Source organism: Rhodosalinus sp. FB01 (genome assembly GCF_041365715.1).
GTDB lineage: Bacteria > Pseudomonadota > Alphaproteobacteria > Rhodobacterales > Rhodobacteraceae > Rhodosalinus.
On sequence record NZ_JBGFSH010000029.1, the window covers coordinates 1 to 1,396 of the forward strand.

Genomic DNA, 1,396 nt, shown 5'->3' on the forward strand with positions numbered 1-1,396 from the left:
CTCCGTCACCCATTTCCCAGCATAGCTCCGAATGATGCCCGAACTGAGGCCCTGCCAGGTGTATTTGCTGGGCGTAGTGTGCTTGTGGAGGGTCGCGCCTGGGTGTTCGAGAAGCTGCGTCCAGAAGCGAAGTCGCTCGTGATCCCGCTCGCTCATCTCATGCTTGCTGCGGCCGATCGACTTGCCCTCTTCCGATGGGCCGACGATCAGTGTCAGGAGCGGTGCCGGGGGAGAGTTCTCGATCCGGATCGCCTCCAGCTTTAGCAAGAAGAAATCCGCGTTGGTGGACTCGTTGAGCCAAGCCAAGGCGGCCACATGCTCAGGGCGCGGCTCTGCAACGATCCAGACCGCCGTGGTGGCTTGCATAGCGGTCAGGTAGGTGATGAGCTTGCCAAGGTGGTCGTGATTGCTCTTCTCAAGCTGGTTCTCGATGATGATCGCCGACCCCGCTTCGTCCTCGCCGACCAGATCCACGCTGAAGGTACTTTCCGTCTTCTTCTCGCGCTCTACGCCGACGATGTTGCGGTCGATCGCATCGCTCAGCACGTCAATGTTTTCTTCGAGCCACTGTGTGAAATCGTAAGCCTCGTGCGGCCAGACCGCGCGAAGCGCGACACGTTCGATCTTGGCGATCATGCGGGTTCCTCCACGAGGGCCGACCCGTTATCCTTGGCTGACGGATCAAGAGCTGCAATCGCTTCACAGAAGCGGTCGGCAAGCGTTCCGGCGATCTCCGCCATTGCATGACGGTCAAGCAAGACCTCGCCTTCCCATCCACCATTCTCGCGGCAGATCAGACGATATCCGATCAAGGTTGTGTTCTGGTTCACTGGAAGTACTCGCCTCGCGTCGCCATGAGCGACAGCGTTTCGCAGTGCCTTCAGTGTACGAAAGGCGTTGAAGGGTTGGTCGGCTTCTTGAAACGCGGAGAAGTCGTTTAAAGGCAGTGGGGCCGCGTCTGTGGGCTGGGAGCCGTCTGAGTCACCAACGGTTCGGATGCATAGCCGGACTAAGTCGTGGAAGGTCTGCCCCTTTAGGTCTTCAGTCAGAGCTTTCATCGCTTGTGAGATCGCGTCTTCATCACGTGGCTCCGTCTGGATACGCTGCATGGTCCAGCAGAGGATCCCGGTGAACAGGGCGAAGCATTGATTGAGCTTGTATTCCGCGTTGTCGGCGGGAAGCATCCGCCGCATCCTATGGACTGTTGCCCACTCGACGTCTTCTTCTCGAATTTCTCCCATTAGGCCGCCTCCGTCGTTTCAGGGACGTCGCCGCGTACATCGATCTTGCCGGTGACGGCGGCGGAGATCAGAGCGCTACGGCGTTCCTGGAGAAGGGCTATGGCCTTCTCGGCTTCGGAAATGAGCTATGCTGAAACCTGGGTGACGCGGCCTGA

The 1,396-nt window shown here is 59.0% G+C and carries 1 protein-coding gene and 1 pseudogene; both read right to left on the reverse strand.

The features are described from left to right. Positions 1-636, reverse strand: a pseudogene (locus tag AB6A65_RS16345) (hypothetical protein); the annotation flags it as partial. Continuing rightward, positions 633-1,184: a hypothetical protein gene (locus AB6A65_RS16350; RefSeq protein ID WP_371039465.1), complete on the reverse strand. Its 552-nt coding sequence runs from the start codon at positions 1,182-1,184 to the stop codon at positions 633-635. The pseudogene AB6A65_RS16345 and the gene AB6A65_RS16350, both read right to left, overlap by 4 nt. Positions 1,185-1,396 lie beyond the last annotated feature (212 nt).